23 protein-coding genes are annotated in these 24,348 nt (G+C 53.9%); 7 read left to right on the top strand and 16 right to left on the bottom strand.

The window, feature by feature from the left end; translation table 11 throughout:
- The first annotated feature begins 39 nt into the window (after positions 1-39).
- Positions 40-555: an inosine/xanthosine triphosphatase gene (gene yjjX / locus AAIG26_RS19970; protein WP_160271202.1), complete on the top strand. Its 516-nt coding sequence runs from the start codon at positions 40-42 to the stop codon at positions 553-555.
- On the opposite strand, the gene trpR is transcribed toward yjjX, so the two are convergent.
- A complete protein-coding gene (trpR, locus tag AAIG26_RS19965) occupies positions 546-875 on the bottom strand; it encodes a trp operon repressor (protein WP_017457853.1) in 330 nt (109 codons plus the stop codon). The genes yjjX and trpR overlap by 10 nt on opposite strands.
- A gap of 74 nt (positions 876-949) precedes the next feature.
- Positions 950-2,890 (bottom strand): murein transglycosylase, encoded by a 1,941-nt coding sequence (sltY, locus tag AAIG26_RS19960; protein WP_160271203.1) that lies wholly within the window; start codon positions 2,888-2,890, stop codon positions 950-952.
- A gap of 214 nt (positions 2,891-3,104) precedes the next feature.
- On the opposite strand from sltY, the gene ettA reads away from it, so the two are divergent.
- Together ettA and AAIG26_RS19950 are read left to right on the top strand one after the other, a co-directional pair.
- The gene (ettA, locus tag AAIG26_RS19955; protein WP_071925297.1) at positions 3,105-4,772 is read left to right on the top strand and encodes an energy-dependent translational throttle protein EttA; all 1,668 of its coding nucleotides are present in this window, start codon (positions 3,105-3,107) and stop codon (positions 4,770-4,772) included.
- A 325-nt stretch (positions 4,773-5,097) separates the two neighbouring features.
- Positions 5,098-5,592, top strand: a complete 495-nt coding sequence (locus AAIG26_RS19950) for a hypothetical protein (protein WP_097406946.1) — start codon at positions 5,098-5,100, stop codon at positions 5,590-5,592.
- A 47-nt stretch (positions 5,593-5,639) separates the two neighbouring features.
- On the opposite strand, the gene nadR is transcribed toward AAIG26_RS19950, so the two are convergent.
- Genes nadR through serB form a run of 3 tightly spaced genes read right to left on the bottom strand, consistent with a single transcriptional unit; the run spans position 5,640 to position 9,259 of the window.
- Positions 5,640-6,866, bottom strand: coding sequence for a multifunctional transcriptional regulator/nicotinamide-nucleotide adenylyltransferase/ribosylnicotinamide kinase NadR (gene nadR / locus AAIG26_RS19945; protein WP_343181326.1), 1,227 nt, complete (start codon positions 6,864-6,866; stop codon positions 5,640-5,642).
- Positions 6,867-6,896: 30 nt separating this feature from the next.
- Complete coding sequence (gene radA, locus AAIG26_RS19940) at positions 6,897-8,279, bottom strand: DNA repair protein RadA (protein ID WP_020456473.1); 1,383 nt, start codon at positions 8,277-8,279, stop codon at positions 6,897-6,899.
- A gap of 8 nt (positions 8,280-8,287) precedes the next feature.
- The gene (serB, locus tag AAIG26_RS19935; protein WP_017457847.1) at positions 8,288-9,259 is read right to left on the bottom strand and encodes a phosphoserine phosphatase; all 972 of its coding nucleotides are present in this window, start codon (positions 9,257-9,259) and stop codon (positions 8,288-8,290) included.
- A 118-nt stretch (positions 9,260-9,377) separates the two neighbouring features.
- Between serB and AAIG26_RS19930 the strand changes: the two genes are divergently transcribed.
- Together AAIG26_RS19930 and lplA are read left to right on the top strand one after the other, a co-directional pair.
- A complete protein-coding gene (locus AAIG26_RS19930; protein WP_020456472.1) occupies positions 9,378-10,028 on the top strand; it encodes a YtjB family periplasmic protein in 651 nt (216 codons plus the stop codon).
- A 43-nt stretch (positions 10,029-10,071) separates the two neighbouring features.
- Entirely contained in the window at positions 10,072-11,088 is a 1,017-nt protein-coding gene (gene lplA / locus AAIG26_RS19925; protein ID WP_020456471.1) for a lipoate--protein ligase LplA, read from the top strand.
- Positions 11,089-11,117: 29 nt separating this feature from the next.
- On the opposite strand, the gene AAIG26_RS19920 is transcribed toward lplA, so the two are convergent.
- The 5 genes from AAIG26_RS19920 to deoC form a co-directional block, all read right to left on the bottom strand.
- Complete coding sequence (locus tag AAIG26_RS19920; RefSeq protein ID WP_343181325.1) at positions 11,118-11,288, bottom strand: hypothetical protein; 171 nt, start codon at positions 11,286-11,288, stop codon at positions 11,118-11,120.
- 573 nt (positions 11,289-11,861) lie between these two features.
- Complete coding sequence (gene deoD / locus AAIG26_RS19915; protein ID WP_017457844.1) at positions 11,862-12,581, bottom strand: purine-nucleoside phosphorylase; 720 nt, start codon at positions 12,579-12,581, stop codon at positions 11,862-11,864.
- A gap of 63 nt (positions 12,582-12,644) precedes the next feature.
- Entirely contained in the window at positions 12,645-13,868 is a 1,224-nt protein-coding gene (gene deoB / locus AAIG26_RS19910; protein ID WP_020456469.1) for a phosphopentomutase, read from the bottom strand.
- A gap of 51 nt (positions 13,869-13,919) precedes the next feature.
- Positions 13,920-15,242: a thymidine phosphorylase gene (deoA, locus tag AAIG26_RS19905; RefSeq protein WP_343181323.1), complete on the bottom strand. Its 1,323-nt coding sequence runs from the start codon at positions 15,240-15,242 to the stop codon at positions 13,920-13,922.
- 73 nt (positions 15,243-15,315) lie between these two features.
- Positions 15,316-16,095, bottom strand: a complete 780-nt coding sequence (deoC, locus tag AAIG26_RS19900; protein ID WP_343181322.1) for a deoxyribose-phosphate aldolase — start codon at positions 16,093-16,095, stop codon at positions 15,316-15,318.
- 255 nt (positions 16,096-16,350) lie between these two features.
- Here deoC and AAIG26_RS19895 point away from each other — a divergent pair, with 255 nt between their 5' ends.
- Both AAIG26_RS19895 and AAIG26_RS19890 read left to right on the top strand, forming a co-directional pair.
- Positions 16,351-17,901 carry a YjjI family glycine radical enzyme gene (locus AAIG26_RS19895; RefSeq protein WP_343181378.1) on the top strand — a complete coding sequence of 517 codons (1,551 nt, stop codon included), beginning with the start codon at positions 16,351-16,353 and terminating at the stop codon, positions 17,899-17,901.
- On the top strand, positions 17,873-18,736 hold the full coding sequence (locus AAIG26_RS19890) for a YjjW family glycine radical enzyme activase (RefSeq protein ID WP_343181321.1): 864 nt from the start codon (positions 17,873-17,875) through the stop codon (positions 18,734-18,736). Before AAIG26_RS19895 ends, AAIG26_RS19890 begins: the two co-directional genes overlap by 29 nt.
- Here the strand turns inward: AAIG26_RS19890 and AAIG26_RS19885 are convergent.
- From AAIG26_RS19885 to yjjG, 6 genes are all read right to left on the bottom strand, one after another.
- The gene (locus tag AAIG26_RS19885) at positions 18,725-19,507 is read right to left on the bottom strand and encodes a TatD family hydrolase (RefSeq protein WP_343181320.1); all 783 of its coding nucleotides are present in this window, start codon (positions 19,505-19,507) and stop codon (positions 18,725-18,727) included. The genes AAIG26_RS19890 and AAIG26_RS19885 overlap by 12 nt on opposite strands.
- On the bottom strand, positions 19,504-20,574 hold the full coding sequence (locus AAIG26_RS19880) for a patatin family protein (protein ID WP_097406938.1): 1,071 nt from the start codon (positions 20,572-20,574) through the stop codon (positions 19,504-19,506). Before AAIG26_RS19880 ends, AAIG26_RS19885 begins: the two co-directional genes overlap by 4 nt.
- A gap of 121 nt (positions 20,575-20,695) precedes the next feature.
- Positions 20,696-20,857 (bottom strand): DUF1328 family protein, encoded by a 162-nt coding sequence (locus tag AAIG26_RS19875; protein WP_007373037.1) that lies wholly within the window; start codon positions 20,855-20,857, stop codon positions 20,696-20,698.
- Between the two features lie 130 nt (positions 20,858-20,987).
- Positions 20,988-21,605: a molecular chaperone OsmY gene (gene osmY / locus AAIG26_RS19870; RefSeq protein ID WP_020456462.1), complete on the bottom strand. Its 618-nt coding sequence runs from the start codon at positions 21,603-21,605 to the stop codon at positions 20,988-20,990.
- Between the two features lie 384 nt (positions 21,606-21,989).
- On the bottom strand, positions 21,990-23,579 hold the full coding sequence (gene prfC / locus AAIG26_RS19865) for a peptide chain release factor 3 (protein ID WP_020456461.1): 1,590 nt from the start codon (positions 23,577-23,579) through the stop codon (positions 21,990-21,992).
- A 91-nt stretch (positions 23,580-23,670) separates the two neighbouring features.
- Positions 23,671-24,348 carry a pyrimidine 5'-nucleotidase gene (gene yjjG / locus AAIG26_RS19860; protein ID WP_045510062.1) on the bottom strand — a complete coding sequence of 226 codons (678 nt, stop codon included), beginning with the start codon at positions 24,346-24,348 and terminating at the stop codon, positions 23,671-23,673.

Here is a 24,348-nt window from a genome sequence, read left to right as displayed (position 1 = left end):
TAAAGAACGCGTCTCATTCCGAACATACCGTTATTGATTATGCACCATGTTGTCTCAGCTACCACCAATCCCGCGAAAATTCGGGCGATTCTGCACGCTTTTAACGAGATCTTCGGCGAAGGATCCTGCCATATAGACGCCGTTTCCGTCGATAGCGGCGTACCGGAACAGCCGTTTGGCAGTGAAGAAACGCGTACTGGCGCACGAAATCGCGTGGCCAATGCCCGCCATGTGCGCCCCGAAGCGGATTTCTGGGTAGCTATCGAAGCCGGGATCGACGAGGGCAGTACGTTTAGTTGGGTGGTTATTGAAAGCAATCATCAGAAAGGTGAAGCCCGCTCGGCAACGCTGCCGCTACCGGAGATCATTTTGCAGAAAGTGCGCGCTGGTGAAGCGCTCGGGCCAGTAATGTCGCGTTATAGCGGAATTGATGAGATCGGCCGCAAAGAGGGTGCCATCGGCGTTTTCACTGCCGGTAAACTCACGCGCGAAAGCGTTTACCACCAGGCGGTGATTCTGGCGCTCAGCCCCTTTCACAACGCGGTTTATCGCTGAGTGTTCAGCAGCGTCTGCTCCAGCCATAAACGTAAATCAGCAGGCGCGGCTTTCAGGCTGTTTGAACCACGAGTAATGGTCGCGATACCTGCCCCCAGCTCGCTTTTCAGCTCACGCTGGCTCATCTCGCCACGCAACAGTTCTTCAATGATCCGCACTCTTGTGCCCAACGACTCGCGCTCATCTGGCGTAAGCATCAGATTAAGCAATGGAATGTGCAGATCCTTTTCATAAGATTGCCGAACCAGATCAACGAAGCGTTGCCACTCCTGATCGCGCTGTTCGGCCATCGCTGCGGAATAGGGTGATTGCTGAGTCATAATTTGCCGCCATGTTAAAGGTTTACTGATGTGTACTCTTTAGCGAGTACACATCATAGCATAAACCACGGAAATCAATAACGGCGCTGCCATTCAGCATCATTAAAGACAACCGGCTTATCTCCGCTCAGGAAATAGCGGTAATAGGCATCATAAGCCAGCACGTTTTTCACATAGCTGCGCGTTTCCGAGAACGGGATGCTCTCAATAAACGCCACCGCATCCAGTTTGCCGCCGCTGTTGTTCAGCCAGCTGCGCACCCTTCCCGGCCCGGCGTTATAGGCTGCCGACGAGAAAATACGGTTATTGCCAAACTGCTGATAAACATATTGCAGATAGCTGGTACCAATGTTGATATTCGTTTCCGGATCAAACAATTGGCCCGAGTTGCTGTAGCCGGGAATATTAAACATCTTCACCGTGTGCGTGGCGGTACCCGGCATAATCTGCATTAAACCTGCCGCGCCAACCGGGGAGCGCGCCGTTGGGTTCCAGGCACTTTCCTGGCGCGATATCGCCATCGCATAGCTTTGCGAAATTCCTTTTCCACTGGTGTAGCGGGCATAAAGATCGCTATACGCCAGCGGGAAACGCTCTTCAAGTTGATCCCATAGCTTGCCGGCAATCGTGGCCTGCACACTCAGATCCCACCAGTGTTGATCGAAAGCATAACGCGCCAGCTGTGCCTGCTCTTGCTGAGTGCGGCTGGTCACCAGATTCGCCCACTCACTGCGCGCGGTGTTATCAAGCCCCCAGTACATCAGCTCACGAACGCGCGCCATTTCTGCACCCTGCGTTAGCGTTGGGGAGACATTTCCCTGCGCTTTGTCTATCTGCATCGAGTAATCTTCCCCCAACCGCTGGGCGGCGGCCATCGGGTAAAAACCGCGCTGCTTCATCAGGGCGTGGAGGATCTCTTTAGCTTCATCCTCACGTCCGCGCTCCAGCAACAAATCCGCCTGCCAGTAGCGCCACTCGTCTTTCTCTTTTGCGTCCATCGGCAAACGCGAAAGCCAGGTGTTCAGCCCACGACGATCGCCGTTACCAATCGCCATACGCACCCGGCGCTCCAGCAAAGAGACCGATTGCGAGCGCATAATTGCATCATCACGCCAGCGCGCCTGATCGCTGGTGACGTCATTGCCCATCAATCGCCATGCGACAATATCGCGCAACGTCTGGGTTTGTTCCTCATTCAACTGTTGTGCTTGCACCAGCGACGGGATCATTAAGCGAGCATTTTCGACATCCTGACGCGCAACGCTTTCAAAGGCTTCCGCGGCCATCTGACGGGTAAAATCCGTTGCGCCGGTGGTGGTGGCAAAGGACATTACGCTCAATGGATTATTGGCAAGGTTAATGATAGCCGCCGAAATGGTTTGATAATCAGGCGGCATCTGCCCGGCCAGCAGTGTCACCAGTTTGGTATTACCCGCTTTCATCGCCAGGCGAATACGCTCCAGAAACGCCAGCGGATCCTGTTTCCCGGAAGCGCGCCATGCGCCAAACAGCTGATCGCACGCGTTGGGCTGGCTTTTACCGCTTAACCACAGCTCTTTCGCACCTGCCCAGGCTTCGTCTGCCTGACCGGTATTCCACTTGGCAAAGTAGTAGTTACATTGTGCTTCGGTAGTCGCAGGTTTCTCCGGGCTGAACGCCAGCAGCCCGCGCCAGTCTTGCCGCCGGGCCAGTTCATTAACAAAGCGAGATTTCAGCGTGCGCGCCGCCGGAAGCGTCGGGTTGGCCTGCACAAAGTTGGTCACCGTAATTGCGGGTTGATTCATCAGATCGTCGGTAATCTGACGATATTGCAGATACGGGTAAAGCGGATACGTTTGTAGCGTGGGCAGTAATTGCTGCACCACGTCCATCTGTTTGTTGTCCCATGCGGTTTTTATCTGCGCGTAACGGTTACGTTGTTCATCCAGTGAATCTGCTCGCGCCACATTGCTGAGGGACAGCAAACAAACGCAGGCCGCCGCGAATCGCCAGGCGACATGTTTAGCTCTCTGCACAGCTCTTTCCTCTTATCTGTCACGTTTTTGCAGCGTCATGCCGCGTAATGCGTTAATGCTAACCGCGCAACTCGTAACGCGCCACGTTGCGCACACTTTTTTACCTTTCTGGCGTGATTTAACACACCTGGCGCGGCTGGCTGGGATTAAGCAACGAAAACGGCTACACTCCGCTGTTGAATACCACTCTCATTACAAAGAGGCGAAGTCCAACGTGGCTCAATTCGTATATACCATGCATCGTGTCGGCAAAGTTGTCCCGCCGAAACGTCATATTCTGAAAAATATCTCGCTAAGCTTCTTCCCGGGCGCAAAAATCGGCGTGCTGGGTCTTAACGGTGCCGGTAAGTCTACCCTGCTGCGCATCATGGCCGGCATCGATAAAGACATCGAAGGTGAAGCCCGCCCACAGCCTGGCATTAAGATCGGTTACCTGCCGCAGGAACCACAGTTGAACCCGGAGCAGACCGTACGTGAATCGGTTGAAGAAGCCGTATCCGAAGTGGTCGGGGCCCTGAAACGTCTGGATGAAGTGTATGCGCTGTATGCCGATCCAGAAGCGGATTTCGACAAGCTGGCGGCAGAACAAGGCAAGCTGGAAGAGATTATCCAGGCGCATGACGGTCATAACCTGAATGTGCAACTGGAACGCGCCGCCGACGCGCTGCGCCTGCCAGACTGGGACGCGAAGATTGCCAATCTTTCTGGTGGTGAACGCCGCCGCGTCGCGCTGTGCCGTCTGCTGCTGGAAAAGCCAGATATGCTGCTGCTCGACGAACCGACTAACCACCTGGACGCCGAATCCGTTGCCTGGCTGGAGCGCTTCCTGCACGACTTCGAAGGCACCGTGGTGGCGATTACCCACGACCGTTACTTCCTCGATAACGTCGCCGGTTGGATCCTCGAACTTGACCGCGGTGAAGGTATTCCGTGGGAAGGTAACTACTCTTCCTGGCTGGAACAGAAAGATCAGCGTCTGGCGCAGGAAGCCTCTCAGGAAGCGGCGCGTCGTAAATCCATTGAGAAAGAGCTGGAGTGGGTGCGTCAGGGCGCGAAAGGCCGTCAATCTAAGGGCAAAGCCCGTCTGGCGCGCTTTGAAGAGCTCAACAGCACTGAATACCAGAAACGTAACGAAACCAACGAACTGTTTATTCCACCGGGACCTCGCCTGGGCGATAAAGTGGTTGAAGTCAGCAACCTCAGCAAGTCTTACGGCGATCGCCAGCTGATTGATGGCCTGTCCTTCTCCGTGCCGAAAGGCGCGATTGTCGGCATTATCGGGCCGAACGGCGCCGGTAAATCGACGCTGTTCCGCATGATGTCTGGTCAGGAGCAGCCTGATGGCGGCACCATTACACTGGGTGAAACCGTCAAACTGGCCTCGGTTGATCAGTTCCGCGACGCGATGGATAACAGCAAAACCGTGTGGGAAGAAGTTTCCGGCGGGCTGGACATTATGCGCATCGGTAACACCGAAATGCCGAGCCGCGCGTACGTTGGCCGCTTCAACTTTAAAGGCACCGACCAGGGTAAACGCGTGGGCGAGTTGTCCGGCGGTGAGCGCGGTCGTCTGCATCTGGCAAAACTGTTACAGGTTGGCGGCAACATGCTGCTGCTTGATGAACCGACCAACGACCTGGATATCGAGACCCTGCGCGCGCTGGAAAACGCCCTGCTTGAATTCCCGGGCTGCGCGATGGTTATCTCGCACGACCGCTGGTTCCTTGACCGTATCGCCACCCATATTCTGGATTACCAGGATGAGGGCAAAGTGGAGTTTTTCGAAGGCAACTTCACCGAATACGAAGAGTATAAGAAACGCACGCTGGGCGCAGATGCGCTGGAGCCGAAGCGTATTAAGTACAAACGTATCGCCAAATAAGCCGACACAAAAGCGAATGGGGAAACCCATTCGCTTCACTCCCAAATGCTCAGTGAATTCCTCTACAATAAACGCATAAAATAGTTTTTTTGTTTTTATACTATCTTTGCCGCGATTCAGAGGCAGATGCATTCATTGCAGAAATAATCTAAAACTAAAATCCTGAATAAAAGTCACATCAAAGAATAAATCTCCAGCAATCTCATCGCCATAGATTAATGCTTTTAGCATTCGCCATTTTGTCCCTGGATTGCTTAACGCTAAGACCAGACGCTAACATGATACGCACTACCTTAGTTAATAAATGAACGCATGGTTATAATTAATGCATATCATCACGGAAGATGTTTTTCTTAAAAACGGATTACAAACATTTATTAAGCAAAAAGAAATAACACTGGATAATAACGACGTTATTTTAGACTTTGATAACAACTTTATTATCATCACGACATTATCGACACTAAACAGAATAATAAAAAGCGACAATCCATTTGAATGTTACTTATTACATTCATTTTTAAAAATTAAGAAAAACACAAAACTAACCGAAATATTCCGCATATTAAATTATAAATCCTGGCGGAAGAAGCAAGACCACGAGTGCAGAATAACGCTAACGCGAAAAGAGAGACTGCTGCTTAGCCATATCATTAGCGCAGGTAAAAAGAAAAGTATGCTAATCCACAGCGGGCTGGATATAAAAACGGTCAGTACGCATAAATATAATATGTTGAGAAAGGTGAATCAGCCATCAATCGCTACGCTGACGCAGGTACATAATCGCTGGAAAAATTTTCGCAATCAACCTGCAAACTAACCGATATACAGGCCGCGGAATATACCAGACCGGCCTGCCATTTCAGACTACGGCCCCATTAACTGTTTAACCAGTTCGACGCACTGTAAAAAACGCGAGTCATAATCTGCGGCTTCAACACGTACATACTCGATATTATTTTCCCGCAGCATCGACACCAATAAATCCTGAAACTCCTTGCGATCGACTGAACTGCCGAGGCTTCTCAGGCCATCACTCACCCACGGCGTATTATTTTCCAGCAGGATCACCAGATCAAAACGATATTCATCAATTAAAGCCTGAACAAAAGGGTGCTCGCGGCCTTCATATTTTTTGCAGAACGCCTGCGTGGTGACAAAATCCGTATCGATAAACGCCACTTTATTGGCGTACTTCACGGCAAAATCGATGTACTGCGCATGTCCGAGGGCAATTTTGTCATAATCAGAATATTGCAGCGCAATTTCGTCACCACCAAGATGAGAAAAGACGTAATCGCGGCCATATTCCCATGCGCTGGTGGTATTGAAGATATTGGCGAGCTTATTTACCAATGTTGATTTACCGCTGGATTCTCCGCCCAGAATCGCCACCGTGCGCACAAAAAAGGGCTTTACCTCAGTCGGAATATAATCCCAGTAACGGAAGGGGTTCTCGCGGATTTGCGAACCGCTGATATTCATAAAGGTGCGCTTTGGATCGACCAGCACCGCTTCAATTCCCAGATGTTGCCGATACTGCGGCGCATCAGCCTCTTCGGAGGTGTAAATCCAGTTTGGCGTGATGCCTTTTTCGGTCATAAACGCTTTGATGCCTTTACTCCAGACATCCCAGCCGTGCGGATACGGCTCCATCCCCTCTTCGTTAAAGGCATGAATACGGATATTTTTCTGGTACTTAAAGGTCTGTAGCAGCCAACGCAAGCGATCACTTACCGTCGGCTGTTGGGACATCGCGCTGTCTTCAAACAACTCACGATCGCGGGTTTCGTCATAACCAAGAATGATATGCAGTTCATCCACCTGGCTACAGGCGCGCTGGATCAAGTAGATATGACCAGTGTGCAGCGGGTAAAACTTACCGAAGACTACGCCAATGCTTTTCTGCCGACGGGGAAACTCAAGATCGAGAAAGCGGTGCAGAGCCTCAAGTTTTTGCGCGCTGGGGCTCTTAATTTTGGCATTCAGCAGCTGGCTCAAATAGCCTTTGGTCATACCGCTGGCATCGGCTACCTGCTGTAACGTGCAGCCTTTCTGGCGAATCGCGGTTTTTAAGTAGTCGAATGACGACATTGTTGCCTCCTGCAAAAAAACATTAGCCAATTATAAGTCGTCAAAGACACTTAGCGCATCCGCGAGCTTCTTCACGCCGAAAATTTGCATTCCTTCAGGCACTTTTTTCGGCACATTCGCTGCCGGAACTATCGCGCGACGGAAGCCATGCTTCGCGGCCTCCGAAATGCGCTCCTGGCCGCTGGGCACCGGGCGAATTTCGCCTGCCAGCCCGACTTCGCCAAACACCACTAAATCCTGCGGTAACGGCCGGTCACGCAGGCTGGAAACCATCGCCAGCAACAGCGCTAAATCGGCGCTGGTTTCGGTCACTTTGACCCCGCCGACCACGTTGACGAACACATCCTGATCCGCCATCTGCAAGCCGCCGTGGCGATGCAGCACCGCCAACAGAATCGCCAGACGGTTTTGCTCCAGTCCCACCGCCACACGGCGCGGGTTTGACATCATCGAATGATCCACCAGCGCCTGAATTTCAACTAACAGCGGGCGTGTGCCTTCCCACACCACCATCACCGAACTGCCGGAGGTGACTTCATCGCCGCGACTTAAGAAAATCGCCGAGGGGTTGCTGACTTCACGCAGCCCCTGCTCGGTCATGGCGAATACGCCGAGTTCGTTAACCGCGCCGAAACGGTTTTTATGGCTGCGCAAGGTGCGAAAACGCGAATCCGCATCACCGTCGAGCAGCACCGAGCAGTCAATACAGTGTTCAAGCACCTTTGGTCCCGCCAGCGAGCCATCTTTGGTGACGTGGCCGACCATCACAATCGCCACACCGCGCGTTTTCGCAAAGCGCGTCAGATAGGCCGCCGTTTCACGCACCTGCGCCACACTGCCGGGCGACGACTGAATGTCGGCCATGTGCATGACCTGAATCGAGTCGATCACCATCAGCTTCGGTTGTTCCTCTTCGGCGATCATGCAGATTTGTTCGATGCTGGTTTCCGACAGCATATTGAGATTGCCGGTCGGCAGCCCCAGACGGTGCGCGCGCATCGCCACCTGCTGTAATGACTCTTCCCCGGTGACATACAACGTTTTCATCTGCTCGGCGAGCTTACACAACGTCTGCAACAGCAATGTGGATTTCCCCGCACCGGGGTTGCCGCCAATCAGAATCGCGCTACCGGGCACAACACCGCCACCGAGCACGCGGTCAAACTCTTTAAAACCGGTGGAAAAACGCGGTAGCTCTTCGAGGCTGATATCCGCCAGCTTCTGCACTTTTGATACGCCAGCGCTCCCCGCATAGCCGGAAAGACGCTCATTACGCGCCACGGTGGGCGAAGCGGCAACACGCACTTCCGTAATGGTGTTCCATGCGTGACAGGCGCTGCACTGCCCCTGCCAGCGCGGATAATCCGCACCGCATTCATTACAGACAAACGCGCGTTTGGGAGCTTTCGCCACAATAACCTCTACTTCTTATTAATGCTGCCGGAAAGAATACAAAATACGCCCATCAGATCGGCGTGGCGAATGGTGACTTCCGCCTTCTCATTCACTTTGGGTTTGGCATGAAACGCGATGCCAAGCCCGGCGGCTTTGATCATCGGCAAATCGTTCGCGCCATCGCCAATCGCCACCGTTTGCTCCGGCGCGATTTCATATTTTTCAGCCAGTTGCTTCAGCGTGTTGGCTTTGAACTGCGCATCCACGATATCGCCCAATACCTGGCCGGTGAATTTACCGTCCATGATCTCAAGTTCGTTGGCAACTGCCGCCGTCAAATGCAGCTTGTCGCGCAGATAATCGGCAAAGAAAGTAAAGCCGCCCGAGGCGATGGCTACTTTCCAGCCCAATGTTTCCAGCTTCAACACCAGTTGCACAAGGCCTGGCATTAACGGCAGTTTTTCGCGTACTTGCAGCAGAATATTGGCGTCCGCGCCTTTCAGCGTCGCCACACGGCTGCGCAGGCTGGCGGCAAAATCGAGTTCGCCGCGCATCGCCCGCTCGGTCACTTCCGCCACCATTTCGCCGGTGCCGGCAAGTTTAGCGATTTCATCAATGCACTCGATTTGAATGGCGGTGGAGTCCATGTCCATCACCAGCAGCCCTGGCGAGCGCAGATGCGGGATTTTCCCCAGCGGGGCGACGTCCATACCTTCGTCGTGCGCCAGGCGCGTCGCGCGCGGCGTCAACGAACCCGCCAGACGAAGAACCTGATAATCGTCAACGCTCCACGCGGCAACAATCACCATTGCTGCCCCCAATTTGCGCTGATAGGTCGTCAGACGTTGCTTATCCAGATTACGTGCGTACAGTAGCCAGCCGCTGCGACCAGCGTGATAGTCCAGAGGCATTACCTCATCACCACTTAAAGAGAGCGGCAATCCCGGCCACTGAGAAACATCATCGGGCAGATCGCACCAGGTCAAACTATTAGGCATTAAAGCTCCTGTAAAAACGTTCGCGCCAGAAAGCATCGGAGGGGAAAATAACGCATGAGGCTACCTTGTAACCAGCGCTTCTGGCAACATTAAGCCTCAAATTTTCAACAGGTGGAATATGGCTCGCGCAAAACTTAAATTTCGGCTGCATCGCGCCGTAATCGTCCTCATCTGTCTGGCACTGCTGGTCGCGCTGATGCAGGGCGCATCCTGGTTCAGCCAAAGCCATCAGCGTCAGCGCAATCCGCAGTTTGAAGAGCTGGCGAGAACGCTGGCGCGCCAGGTAACGCTGAATCTCACGCCGCTGATGCGCACAGAAACCCCGGACGAAAAACGGATCAACGTCGTGCTGCGCCAGCTCACCGAAGAGAGCCGCATTCTGGATGCAGGGGTGTACGATGCGCAAGGGGATCTGATCGCGCGCTCCGGCGAAAGTATTGATGTGCGCGACAGGCTGGCGCTGGACGGCAAAAAAGCAGGCGGCTATTTCAACCAGCAAATTGTTGAGCCGATTCAGGGAAAGAGCGGTCCGTTGGGCTACCTGCGCCTTACGCTGGATACGCACACGCTGGCGACAGAAGCCAAACAGGTGGATAACACCACCAATATTCTGCGCCTGATGTTGCTGCTGTCGCTGGCCATTGGCGTAGTGCTGACGCGCACCCTGTTGCAGGGCAAACGCACGCGCTGGCAGCAGTCGCCGTTTTTGCTGACGGCCAACAAATCCGTACCGGAAGAAGAAGAGCAGCAAAAGAAAGAGTCGCTCTAACCGCTACCGGTAAAAATTACAGGTTACAGAAAGGAAATCTGCTATGTCGACGCTCCGTCTGCTTATCTCTGACTCGTACGATCCCTGGTTCAACCTGGCGGTGGAAGAGTGCATTTTCCGCCAGATGCCCGCCACGCAACGCGTACTGTTCTTATGGCGCAACGCGGACACGGTGGTGATTGGGCGGGCGCAAAACCCGTGGAAAGAGTGCAATACCCGCCGCATGGAAGAAGATAACGTGCGGCTGGCAAGGCGCAGTAGCGGCGGCGGTGCGGTGTTCCACGACCTCGGCAATACCTGTTTCACTTTCATGGCGGGAAAGCCGGAATACGACAAAACCATCTCCACGTCGATTGTGCTTAATGCTCTGAATTCACTAGGCGTTACCGCAGAAGCTTCCGGGCGCAACGACCTGGTAGTGAAAACGGCGGAAGGCGATCGTAAGGTGTCCGGTTCTGCCTACCGTGAAACCAAAGATCGTGGATTCCACCATGGCACGTTGCTGCTGAATGCCGATCTCAGCCGCCTGGCCAATTACCTCAATCCGGACAAGAAAAAGCTGCAAGCCAAAGGCATTACGTCGGTGCGTGGGCGCGTGGCGAATCTGGTGGAGTTGCTGCCGGGCATTACCCATCAGCAAATCTGTGAAGCGATCACCGAAGCCTTCTTCGCTCACTATGGCGAACGGGTTACGGCGGAGGTTATCTCGCCGGATAAAACCCCGGACTTGCCCAATTTTGCCGAAACCTTTGCCCGCCAGAGCAGCTGGGAGTGGAATTTCGGCCAGGCCCCGGCGTTCAGCCATCTGTTGGATGAACGGTTTACCTGGGGCGGCGTGGAGCTCCATTTTGATGTGGAAAAAGGGCACATCACCCGCACGCAGGTGTTTACCGACAGCCTGAACCCCGCGCCGTTAGAAGCGCTGGCGGCACGTTTGCAGGGCTGCCTCTACCGCGCGGATATGCTGGCGCAGGAGTGTGATGCACTGTTAGTCGATTTTCCGGAGCAGGAACAAGAACTTCGCGAGCTTTCCGCATGGATTGCAAGCGCAGTACGTTAGCCTCTCTGAGTGGCCGACTACGCCATCCGTTACGCTATCTGTTCCAGTTGGGCGACTTTATCACCCATTTGTCGGGCGATATGGCGAAACGCCTCACTGATGCGATCATCTGCCGCCACTGTCTGCCTGAATGTTTGCGCCGGTGGGATGGCGAAATTCCACGCTGCCTTGCTGACCGAGGTATCCAGCGCCAGTTCCATAGCGTTGCTCCCGAACTGACGGGGGCAAATGCCATCGGCAACATATCGTATGCAAGCCAAACTGACGCGCGATATTTCGTCCCCATAACCGTCCTAAAAATCCTGAGGTCGCAGATCGATGAGATACCATGGCAGACAGTCAAACCACTGCCAGCCCCCTTCTTCTAATGTGACCAGACAGCGGCCCAGGGGCCAACATGTGTGTAATTCGCCCCACTTGTAAACATGACGTTGTTCATTAATTCGGCGTAATGCAAACCGTTCAACACTGCGTACAGGGCGTAACAAGGCATAGCATGCAGCACGTGCTTTACCAAATTGCAGCACCTGTGGCTCGGTGGCAACCAGCCGTGAAAACGTGGCCTGACTAATCTTTAATGCCTTACGCAACGCCATCGCGGCTGGGGCCCTTACAGAAGATCGGTAAGCGAACTCATCAGTGAATAGATTTATGAATAGATACTTGAATAAATTTATAGGTCTATTTTTCTGAATTAAAAGGGAATAATAAAAACTATGGGCATTAAAATGAATTGATAAAAAGGGCAGAGAACCTGCCCTTAGAAAAGATACTTACGCTTTATCGCCCAGCAGGACAGATTCCAGCGCAATTTTGATCATGTCGTTGAACGTGGTCTGACGCTCAGCGGAAGTGGTCTGCTCGTGGGTACGAATATGGTCGGAAACGGTGCAGATGGTCAGCGCTTTCGCACCGAATTCCGCCGCTACGCCGTAAATGCCTGCCGCTTCCATTTCCACGCCCAGGATGCCGTATTTTTCCATCACGTCGAACATTTCACCGTCCGGGGAGTAGAACAGATCGGCGGAAAACAGATTACCCACGCGCGCGTCTACGCCCAGTGCTTTTGCCGCATCAACCGCGTTACGCACCATATCGAAATCCGCAATCGCTGCGAAATCGTGATCTTTGAAACGCATACGGTTCACTTTGGAGTCGGTGCAGGCACCCATCCCAATCACGATGTCACGCAGTTGCACGTCCATACGCACCGCGCCGCAGGAGCCGACACGAATGATTTTTTTCACGCCGAAATCGGTGATCAGCTCTTTGGTGTAGATGGAGCAGGACGGGATCCCCATACCGTGGCCCATAACAGAAATTTTGCGGCCTTTGTAGGTGCCGGTGTAACCCAGCATGCCGCGCACGTTGTTCACTTCGCGGTAGTCTTCGAGGAAAGTTTCCGCAATATGTTTTGCACGCAGCGGGTCGCCCGGCATCAACACTACGTCAGCGAAATCGCCCATTTCGGCATTAATATGTGGGGTAGCCATCGTCAATTCCTTTATGTCGTTGTCGTTGAAACAGAAAGGGCGGGAAGCTCCCGCCCAAAATCATCAGAACATGGCCTTGCCATATTCCATATCAGAGACGCCGAAGTACTTCGCAATCGTCTGACCAATATCCGCAAAGGTGTCACGGTGACCCAGCGAGCCCGGTTTCACTTTCGGGCCGTAGACCAGCACCGGAATATGCTCGCGGGTGTGGTCAGTGCCTTTCCAGGTCGGATCGCAGCCGTGATCGGCGGTAAGGATCAGGATGTCGTCTTCGCCAACCAATTCCATCAGTTCCGGCAGGCGACGGTCAAACAACTCAAGCCCGGCCGCATAACCCGCCACGTCGCGACGATGGCCCCATGATGAGTCAAAATCGACGAAGTTAGTAAAGACGATGGTCTTATCACCGGCTTCTTTCATCTCTTTGATGGTGGCGTCAAACAGCGCATCCAGGCCGGTGGCTTTCACTTTTTTGGTGATGCCGCAGTTGGCATAGATATCGGCAATTTTACCGACCGAAACCACGTGGCCATCTTTCTCTTCGACCAGCTTTTGCAGCACGGTGGCTGACGGTGGTTCAACGGCCAGGTCATGGCGGTTACCGGTACGCTGGAAATTACCTGCTTTATCGCCAACAAATGGACGCGCAATCACGCGGCCAATGTTGTAGCCGCCTTCGGTCAGCTCTTCACGCGCGATTTCGCACAGCTCATACAGCTTATCCAGACCAAAGGTCTCTTCGTGGCAGGCAATCTGGAACACCGAATCGGCAGAGGTGTAGAAAATCGGTTTGCCGGTTTTCATGTGCTCTTCGCCGAGCTGATCAAGGATCACCGTACCGGACGAGTGGCAGTTGCCAAGATAACCCGGCAGATTAGCGCGTTTCACCAGCTTATCCAGCAGTTCCTGCGGGAAGCTGTTCTCGGTGTCGCTAAAGTAGCCCCAGTCGAACAGCACCGGCACACCGGCGATTTCCCAGTGTCCTGACGGCGTATCTTTCCCGGAAGAGAGCTCATGCGCCCATGCGTAAGCACCGGTGATTTCCGCGTTAGCGTCCATCCCGGCAGGAATAAAACCTGTTGCGCCTTCGTGCGCCTTCGCCAGACCCAGACGGGTCAGATTGGGTAAATTCAGCGGGCCTTTGCGCCCGGTGTCGGCTTCACCTTTCGCGCAAACTTCAGCGATGTGACCGAGGGTATCGGAACCCACGTCGCCAAAGCGCTCCGCGTCTTCGGTCGCGCCGATGCCGAAAGAGTCCAGCACCATAATAAATGCACGTTTCATATGTTCTCCGTACCTTGTGCTTTGTAAAAAAGCGATCAGATCAGTATACCGCTATTCAGTAATGCGGCGATAGACCGTCGGTGTCTCTTTTGGTGCGCTGTCGCCCATCGCAATGGCCGCTTTCACCGCCTGCGCAGCCTCTTGCCAGCTGGCTTCGTCTTTAGCGTGGATAACCGCCAGCGGGCGCTGACCATCAACGCGTTCGCCCAGACGCACCATCTCGGTAAAGCCCACGCTGTAATCAATAGTGTCCGACGCCTGGCGACGACCACCGCCCATCGACACCACCGCCATGCCCAGCGCGCGCGTATCCATCGCCGTGATAAAGCCTTCATCATCGGCGTACACCGCTTTACTCAGCGTCGCGGTAGGCAGGTATTTGGCGTAATTTTCCACAAAATCGTGCGGCCCTTTTTGCGCCGCAACCATACGACCAAAAACCTCAGCCGCTTTACCGTTATCCAGCACCGCTTGCAGCTTCACCCGTGCGTCGGCGTCATCTTTCGCCAGTTTGCCGGAGATCAGCATCTCCACGCACAGCGCCATAGTGACGTCAAACAAGCGCGGATTGCGGTATTCACCGGTCAGGAACTGCACCGCTTCGCGCACTTCCACTGCGTTGCCCGCGCTGGAAGCCAGCACCTGGTTCATATCGGTCAGCAGCGCGGTAGTCCGCACGCCCGCGCCGTTGGCAACACCAACAATCGCTTCCGCCAGTTGTTCAGAGAGGGCGTAAGTCGGCATAAATGCCCCGCTACCCACTTTGACGTCCATCACCAGCGCATCAAGCCCCTCGGCCAGTTTTTTGGCGAGGATAGAAGCGGTGATTAACGGAATAGAGTCCACCGTCGCGGTGATATCGCGGGTGGCGTAGAAACGTTTATCCGCCGGAGCCAGCGAATTGGTCTGGCCGATAATCGCCACACCAACATCCTTAATAATCTCGCGAAAACGGTTATCTTCCGGGAAGATATCAAACCCCGGGATCGCTTCCAGTTTGTCGAGCGTGCCGCCAGTATGGCCAAGGCCACGCCCGGAAATCATCGGAATATAGCCGCCGCAGGCCGCCACCATCGGGCCAAGCATCAACGAGGTGACATCGCCCACGCCGCCGGTCGAGTGTTTGTCCACCACCGGGCCGTTAAGATCGAGCGGTTTCCAGTCCAGAACGGTGCCTGAATCTCGCATCGCCATGGTCAGCGAAACACGCTCCGGCATCGTCATGTCGTGGAAGAAAATGGTCATTGCCAGAGCAGCAATCTGCCCTTCAGAAACGGTGTTATCGCGTATTCCGTTGATAAAGAAACGGATTTCTTCATCACTCAGCGCGAGACCATCGCGTTTTTTTCGAATAATTTCTTGAGCGAGAAACAAGGTAACCCCCTGAGGAATAAAGCCGGAAAATCCATTGAGGCCGGGTAACAATACGCTACCCGGCAATGACAAATTAATAGCTGCTTGCGCTCTTACCGTCGCCGTGGCCCAGCGCTTTCAGCAGGCTTGCCAGCAGGCTGGAGGCGCCAAAACGGTAATGACGGGCATCGGCCCAATCGGCACCAAACAGGTCGTCAGCAATGGCGAGATACTGCTGCGCATCTTCCGCGCTACGTACGCCACCAGCCGGTTTAAAACCAACGGTTTTCTCAACGCCCATATCGCGAATCACTTCCATCATGATACGTGCGCTTTCCGGGGTCGCGTTTACCGGCACTTTACCGGTCGACGTTTTAATGAAATCTGCACCGGCTTTAATGGCGATTTCAGACGCTTTACGGATCAATGCTTCCGTTTTCAGCTCACCGGTTTCAATAATCACTTTCAGCAGCACGTTCGCCGCCGCGCAAGCCTCTTTACAGGCTTTCACCAGATCGAAACCTACCTGCTCGTTACCGGCGATCAGCGCACGGTACGGGAACACCACATCAACTTCATCAGCACCGTAAGCAATGGCGGCGCGCGTTTCAGCCAGCGCGATGTCGATATCGTCGTTACCATGCGGGAAGTTGGTCACTGTTGCGATACGCACATCCGGCGTACCTTGCGCGTGCAGGGTTTTGCGCGCAATCGGGATAAAACGCGGATAGATACAGATGGCGGCGGTGTTGCCCACCGGGGTTTTTGCCTGATGACACAGGGCGATGACTTTCTCGTTGGTATCATCATCATTCAGGGTGGTCAGGTCCATCAGTTTCAGCGCACGCAGGCTGCTTGCCGTTAAATCACTCATAATTCTCTCCGACGGCGTAATGCCGGTTTTCTGTTCGGGTTTGTTAGTATTTTAACATCAACCCACATTCACACTTCGACACCCATCACAGTTAATGAAAGTTAAATTCACGTTTGCAAAACCATAATGGGACATTGATCAAACTTTTAAATTCACATCAGTAATGATTGCGCTGACAGGGGACGGGATCAAAAGCGACAAACAGCTGGCTCCGTACACTCATCGCCATCACTCAAGGAAATAAGAGGAACGATGATGTCCCCGTCTGTTGATCCTTTATTGCTGTCACGCTGCCAGCAGATTGTTACCAGCCCAACACTCACACCGGAACAAAAACGCCACTTCCTGGCGCTGGAAGCGGAAAACGCCCTGCCCTATCCGGCGTTGCCGCAAGCGGCACGCGCAGCACTTGATGAGGGCGCCATCTGCGATATGTTTGAAGGCCACGCCCCTTACAAACCGCGTTATGTGCTACCGGATTACGCTAAATTTCTTGCTAACGGTTCCGCCTGGCTGGAGCTGGAAGGGGCAAAAGATCTTGATGACGCCCTCTCGTTGCTGACGATCCTCTACCACCATGTTCCATCAGTGACATCAATGCCTGTTTATCTCGGCCAGCTTGATGCCCTGCTACAACCATATGTGAGAATTCTAACACAACAGGAGATCGATATCCGCATAAAACGTTTCTGGCGCTACCTCGACAGAACGCTGCCAGACGCTTTTATGCATGCCAATATTGGCCCATTCGACACTCCGGTTACGCGTGCTATTTTACGCGCCGATGCAGAACTGAAGCAGGTTGCGCCAAACTTAACCTTTATCTATGACCCGGATATTACGCCGGATGATCTGCTACTGGAGGTGGCGCGTAATATCTGCGAGTGCAGCAAACCGCACATCGCCAACGGCCCGGTGCATGATAATATTTTCACAAAAGGCGGTTATGGCATTGTGAGTTGCTATAACTCTCTGCCGCTGGGCGGCGGCGGCAGTACGCTGGTACGCCTCAATCTGAAAGCGATCGCGGAACGCAGCGCGTCGCTGGAGGATTTCTTCACCCATCAATTGCCACACTATTGCCAGCAGCAAATGGCAATTATTGATGCCCGCTGCGATTTTCTGTATCAGCAATCCGGCTTCTTTGAGCATAGCTTCCTTGTGCAGGAAGGGCTGATTTCTGCCGACCGTTTTGTGCCCATGTTTGGTATGTATGGGCTGGCCGAAGCGGTCAATACGCTTTGTGAAAAAGCCGGTCTCGCCGCGCGCTACGGCAAAGATGAACAAGCCAACGCACTTGGTTATCGCATCAGTGAACAACTGGCGAGCTTTGTGGCAAACACGCCGGTAAAATACGGCTGGCGGCAGCGCGCCATGCTCCATGCGCAATCGGGTATTAGCTCCGACACCGACACCACGCCAGGCGCGCGGCTGCCTTATGGCAACGAGCCGGATCCGATTACCCATCTGCTCGCCGTCGCACCGCATCATGCGTGGTATCAGGCCGGGATCAGCGATATTTTGACCCTCGATGAAACGGTGAAACGCAACCCGCAAGCCGTTGTCCAGCTCTGCCTTGGTGCGTTTAAAGCCGGCATGCGCGAGTTCACCGCTAACGTAGCCGGTAACGATCTGGTTCGCGTCACCGGTTACATGGTGCGCCTGTCAGATCTCAGGAAATTCCGGGTCGAAGGCTCACGCACCAATACCACCTGGCTGGGTGAAGAGGCAGCGCGTAACACGCATATTCTGGAACGACAACCCCGCGTGGTCAGCCATGAACAGCAGATGCGCTTTCGTCAGTAAAATCCTCCCTTTCTCCTGCGTGGACGGACCAGGCAGCCGGCTGGCACTGTTTTTACAGGGCTGCAATATGCGCTGTAAAAACTGCCATAACCCGTGGACCATTGGCCACTGCAACCACTGCGGCGATTGTGTCGCTGGTTGCCCGCAGCACGCGCTCTCCATTAATGGAGGGCAAGTGGAATGGAACGCTGCGCGTTGCGAGCAGTGCGACACTTGCCTGCGCATGTGCCCGCAGCACGCCACGCCGACGGCGCAGAGCATGACGGTTGAACAGGTTGTGGCGCAGATTCGCAAAGTGGCGCTGTTTATTGAAGGCATCACCGTCAGCGGCGGCGAAGCAACGCTGCAACTGCCCTTTTTGCATGCGCTGTTCTCCGCATTACGCCATGACGCACAATTGCGCCATCTGAATTGTCTGGTGGACAGTAACGGGTTGCTCAGCGAAACCGGCTGGCGCAAGCTGTTGCCGGTCTGCGACGGCGCGATGATCGATCTCAAAGCCTGGGGCAATGCGCGGCACCGTTTTCTCACCGGACGGGATAACGTGCAGGTGAAAGCCAGCCTGCGGTTACTGGCAGCAGAGAAGAAATTAGCGGAGCTGCGCCTGCTGGTGATCCCGGAACAGAGCGATTATCTGGTACATATCGATGCGCTGGCCGCCTTTATTCATCAACTCGGCGAGGTGCCAGTGCGGCTTAATGCCTTTCATGCGCATGGCGTGTACGGTGAGGCGCAGACCTGGCGCAGCGCCACGCCGGAGGATGTGGAACCGCTGGCGCAGGCGCTACTGGAGCGCGGTGTGAAAAGCGTGCTGCGCCCGGCGCTATATCTGTAGTGCAAAGAGCCGCTGCGTGTTTTCCAGCAGTGCGTGTGCGATGACATCCGGCGCTTCGCGGCGTAGCTCGCACAACGTATCGAACACCTGCGCGGCACGCTCTGGCCGATTGGGCTGGCCCTGAAAACCATTGAGCGGCATATCCGGCGCATCCGTTTCCAGCAGTAATGCAGAAAGCGGCAACTGCGCCATTACGTCACGGGTTTTACTGGCGCGCGGGTAGGTAATGGTGCCGCCCACGCCGATGCAATAGCCCAGTTCAACAAAGCGCTGCGCCTGTTGCAGGCTACCGGCGAAACCATGCACTACGCCACGGCGAGGTAAATCATGTTTTTTTAAATGCATCGCCAGCTTGTCATGCGTGCGGCGTGAATGGAGGATCACCGGCAGATCAAAGCGTTTTGCCAATTTTAGTTGCGCGTCTAACACCTGCTGCTGGCGCTCAAACTGCGGATCGTCGCGGTAAAGATCGAGGCCAATTTCCCCTATCGCCACCACTTTCTCGGGCTTTGCCGCGAGCATCTGTTCAAGCCGTTGCAGGCTTTCCTCGCTGTGCTCTTCAATCACAATCGGGTGTAGCCCCAGCGCGGCATACAGCGCGGTATGCTGGCGTGCTAAGTGGCAAACGCGATCAAAATAACGGGCGGCGATCGCCGGAACAATAATGCGCTCCACGCCGGCGTCGCCCGCACGGGCGATACTCGCTGTTTCATCGCCGGCAAACGGCGGGAAATCGAAATGACAGTGGGTATCGGTAAAGCGGAAACTCACGCCGTATCCTCTTTATTGATGGGTAAATCGTTGGCCTGCACGACGCTGACCAGCGGCGTATCCAGCGCGTCGTTGGCCACCGCAGCCGGTGGAACAACACGCGTCGCAGGCGCGATAACTGGCGAGTGGCGCACCAGCGGCGGGGTTTCCGCCAGCAATTTGCCCACCGTCGCCAGGAAATAGCGCCCGCATAAACGCCCGATTTTATAATCCTCGCGCAGCGCCGGTAAACGGCTACCCAGCGCCATGCTCTTCAACAACTTAGGCGGATAGATTTCAAAAATACGCAGTTTACCCGGCGGTGCTTCGATAAAGCGTTGGATCGCCAGGTAACTTTTCTCATGGTGCTGCACCAGATTAATTAAGGATTGCAGGCTGCTCTCTCCCAGCCAGCGTTCCATCCGTTTGAACCACTGGGGCGTATAGTACATCTGTGACGGTACGGTACGGATCACCACAATCGTGTTCGCGCCGCGTTTTGCCGCCTCCTGCACCGGAATGGCATCGCTGACACCGCCGTCGAGATAATTAATGCCATCAAGCATCACGCCCGGACGATAAAAGCCGGGGATCGCGCTGGAAGCACGAATCAAATCAAGCCATGTCTGATGAGTAGGGGAGAAATAGGCTGCGGAGTAATCATCCTGACGACAGGCGCACATGTAAAACTCTTTGCCCGCATCGAAAATCCGCGCGGCGTAGTCCATGGCCAGCGGCATCTGGCTTGAGGTCGATTCAACCAGCCAGTCGAGATCGATAAGGTTGCCGCCGCGCACAAAGCGCACCGGATTGAAAAATTCCCGCGACGTGGTGTAGCGCATGATCACTTTGCGTGCGTAGCCAGGTTGATTGCAGACATAAGCGGAAAGGTTTTGCGCACCGGCAGAGCTGCCAAAATAGAGATCGAAAGGATTAAATTCCGCACGCATAAACTCATCCAGAACGCCAGCGGTAAAAATACCTCGCTGCCCACCGCCCTCGCATACGAGAGCGAGCCGACCCGGACGAAAGGGTTTTAACGCCAGCGGCGCGATGTTGCCGAGCGTAACGGGAATATGCTGGCCCACTCTGCTTTCCTTAATTGATGCGCTGAATATCTCAAAGTAGCGCACTTTTCCCGCAGCCGAAACAGCAAAGCCAGTCACAAGGACTGGCTTTAATGTAACCGAAATTTAAGCGTGTAATACGCTATGGACGCCGACGACCCATAAACAGGCTGACGAGGAACAGGATAATACCGACGATAAAGACAATTTTCGCGGCCCCTGCTGCCGTACCCGCAAGACCACCAAAGCCCAGTGCGGCGGCAATTAACGCGATAACCAGAAATATAATGCCCCAACGAAACATAAAACTCTCCTTTACCATAGTTAATTTCAACCGCTTAAGATGAGCGCTCAGGATGCCCACCGGCGATGTTTTTCCTGGTACGTGCTTGTCATACCCGGCTTGCGCCGGGTAGTGACGTTTTCAGGATTAGTTACTTCACTTTGAGATCGTTCTTCACGCTTTTAACGCCGTCGATTGCTTTGGCGATACTTTCAGCGCGTTCACTTTGTGCCTGTGAATCTACGGTACCGGACAACTGCACCACGCCATCGGTGGTTTCAACCTTCACCTTACGGGAAGGGACAACATCGTCGGCCAGCAGTTTTGCTTTGATTTCACTGGTGGTAGCGGTATCACCCGCATAACCTTTCATGGTCTTGTTTTTGCCGTCACGCACATGCAGCTTATCGCTCACAGAAGCCACGCCCTCGACGCCTTTTGCGACGGAGACGGCTTTTTCTGCCTGCGCCTGGCTTTCAACGAAGCCGCTCAGCGTGACCACTTTTTTGTCCGTTTTAACGGAGATGTCCGTACTTTTAATGTCTTCATGATCCACCAGCGCCGCTTTGACTTTCGCGGTGATGGTGCTGTCATCCATGAAACCACCGACTTTATTCATTGAGCTATCGATTGATTCCCCTGCACTGGAAGCAGCATTTTGCGCTTTGTCGGTGGTAGTCTCCGCAGCGAATGCGGAACCACTTGCCAGAACAGAGCCCAGCATTACGGCCAGCAGAGTTTTGGAAATAGTCAGTTTTTTCATAGTCATCGATGTTCTTCCTGTTGGTTTGCCCACTATTTGGGCCACAAGCAGCAACGTGTGCCGCTCTACTGCTGTGGTGAAAACCACCCAATTCAGCAACTGATGGCGCGTTTACAATCCTGTCGCACATCGTGCTAAAGCAGTTGTTAATATTCCTTTGTGAAGAAATGAGTGGATAAAAGACTCTACTTCACGCATTGAACAGGACTTTTATCCACCCGATTTGTCATCACTTTGTTAAATATAGATCACAATCGACAAAAATCATGGCCGGGTGGGTAAAAAACGAACAAATGGAGGCGAAATGACGGGTTTTAAGAACAATCCGCAAGGGGCTAATTAGACAGGAGAAGTGACAGAGCACGGCGTCTACCGTGCTCTGCAGAAGGATTAATGCTCGCGAGTTTTGTGGAAAGTCACTTCCGGATAGCGTTCCTGTGTCAGATTCAGGTTTACCATCGTTGGGGCGATGTAGGTCAGGTTATCACCGCCATCGAGCGCAAGCTGGATTTCGTTCTTGCGTTTGAATTCCTCGAATTTCTTCACGTCAGTGCTTTCAACCCAGCGCGCTGTCGCCACGTTCACAGACTCGTACACCGCTTCCACGTTGTATTCGCTCTTCAGACGGGAAACCACCACGTCAAACTGCAGCACACCCACTGCGCCGACAATCAGATCGTTGTTGGCGATAGGACGGAACACCTGCACCGCGCCCTCTTCTGAAAGCTGAACCAGACCTTTGAGTAACTGTTTCTGCTTCAGCGGGTCACGCAGGCGAATACGGCGGAACAGCTCCGGTGCGAAGTTCGGAATACCGGTGAACTTCATCATTTCGCCCTGGGTGAAGGTGTCACCAATCTGGATCGTCCCGTGGTTATGCAGACCAATAATGTCACCCGGGTAGGCTTCTTCTACATGCGAGCGATCGCCAGCCATAAAGGTCAGAGCATCCGAGATAATCACATCTTTGCCGGTGCGCACCTGGCGCAGCTTCATGCCCTTTTCATAACGGCCAGAAACCACGCGCATAAACGCCACGCGGTCGCGGTGTTTCGGGTCCATGTTGGCCTGAATTTTAAAGACAAAGCCAGTGAATTTGTCATCATCTGCTTTCACTTCGCGGGTGTCGGTTTTACGTGGCATTGGCGCAGGCGCCCATTCCACCAGACCATCCAGCATATGATCGACGCCGAAGTTACCCAGTGCGGTACCAAAGAAGACCGGCGTGATTTCGCCGCTCAGGAACAGCTCTTTATCGAACTCGTTCGATGCGCCCTGCACCAGCTCCAGCTCATCGCGCAGCTGCTGTGCCAGATCTTCGCCCACGGCTTTATCCAGATCCGGGTTGTTCAGGCCTTTAACGATGCGCACTTCCTGGATGGTGTGGCCCTGCCCTGTCTGATACAGGTAGGTTTCATCTTTATAAAGGTGATAAACGCCCTTGAACAACTTACCGCAGCCAATCGGCCAGGTAATCGGCGCACAGGCGATCTTCAGCTCGTTTTCCACTTCATCCAGCAGTTCCATCGGATCGCGGATGTCACGGTCGAGTTTGTTCATAAAGGTCAGGATCGGCGTATCGCGCAGACGGGTGACTTCCATCAGCTTACGGGTCCGATCTTCAACCCCTTTTGCCGCATCGATAACCATCAGGCAGCAGTCCACCGCCGTCAGTGTGCGGTAAGTATCTTCGGAGAAGTCTTCATGCCCCGGGGTATCCAGCAGATTGACCAGGCTGGTTTTATACGGGAACTGCATCACGGAGGTGGTAATAGAGATACCACGCTGCTTTTCCATCTCCATCCAGTCGGATTTTGCGTGCTGGCTGGAGCCGCGGCCTTTTACCGTGCCGGCGGTTTGAATCGCCTGTCCGAACAGCAACACCTTTTCAGTGATGGTGGTTTTACCGGCATCGGGGTGCGAGATGATAGCGAACGTGCGGCGCTTTGCTACCTCTTGTAAATAAGGAGACAACGTCATAATGAAATCTTCTGTGTAATTGCGCGGCCTGAGGCCTCGCGATGAAATACGAAAAATGCGGCTATTGTACTCAACGGCGGAGTGCAGACAATCAATGTTTACACAGGAGTTGCTCCAGTTCGTTCAGGGACGTGACGGTCCAGGTCGGGTTGATACCTTCAGGAAGCGCGCGATCGTGCGCATTCAACCAGCAGGTCGAAAGCCCGGCGTTAATGCCGCCGAGGATGTCGGATTCCGCCGTATCGCCAACCATCAACACGCGGGCGCGATCCGGATTACCCGCTTTTTGCAGCGCGTAATCAAAAATCTTCGCATCGGGCTTCGCCACACCGACTTCTTCTGAAATCACTAATAAATCAAAATAGTCGCGAAGACCGGTACGTTCCAGGCGAATTTGCTGCAAGGCGGTGAAACCGTTAGTGATGATGCCGAGTTTCGCTTTGCCTTTCAGGCTGTTCAGTAATGATACTGCGCCTGGCAGTGGTGCGCAGATTTCGGCCATCGCATTCAGAAATGCGTCGTTAAGCGAACCAGCAGGGACGTTCAGGCGTTCAGACCAGCTCTGAAAGCGCTGGGTCTGCAACTGCAATGCGCTGATAGCACCGTTCTGGTAATCCACCCATAGCGGTTTGTTAACAGCCTGATATTCTGCAAAATCCTGATCGGTGAATGTCACGCTATAGTCAAGAAACATCCGTTGTAAGCCGCCAAACGCATCAAAGGTAAACAGCGTTTCGTCAGCATCAAAGAGTATCCAGTCCCATTTCAT

It is taken from the genome of Kosakonia sp. PSU_27, from assembly GCF_039409795.1.
Lineage (GTDB): Bacteria > Pseudomonadota > Gammaproteobacteria > Enterobacterales > Enterobacteriaceae > Kosakonia.
Note: the sequence above shows the minus strand (reverse complement) of the source record. Positions and strands in the feature narration are given on the sequence as shown.